Here is a 418-nt window from a genome sequence, read left to right on the forward strand (position 1 = left end):
TCCCTGCCCCAGGCCCATGCGAACGGTCGAAGGCGATGCCACCTTTCAGGCGGCAGGGCGCCTGGTTGCGGTCGTGAGTTTCGTGTCAGGATCGGCCACAAGCAACGCGAGCGCCGCCAAGTGCGCAAGTCTTGGCCGCGTGATGGCGCAAATCCACACTGTCTTGGACCGGAGCCCTGAACAGGCCGCAACAGAGCTGCGCACCGGGTCCGTGCATGGTGCGTTGGACCATCAAAACGTTTTCTTCCTGGGCGAAAGCGTGAGCGGGGTCATAAACTTCAGGCTGCGTCACAACGACGTTCTCATCGCTGAAGTCGCTGATGTGCTGGTTGACTGGGCGAGCCAGAGCACCGGCGCGCTCGACAAGGAACGGGCGCGGGCCCTCCTCCAGGGTTATCAGGAGATACGCAAGCTCACC

General features: G+C 62.7%; 1 protein-coding gene. It reads left to right on the top strand.

The features are described from left to right. The coding region (locus EN750_RS38850; protein ID WP_348629654.1) for a phosphotransferase at positions 1-418 on the top strand (418 nt) is incomplete at both ends.

Origin of the sequence: Mesorhizobium sp. M7A.F.Ca.ET.027.03.2.1 (genome assembly GCF_003999175.1) — a bacterium.
In the GTDB taxonomy this organism is placed as follows: domain Bacteria; phylum Pseudomonadota; class Alphaproteobacteria; order Rhizobiales; family Rhizobiaceae; genus Mesorhizobium.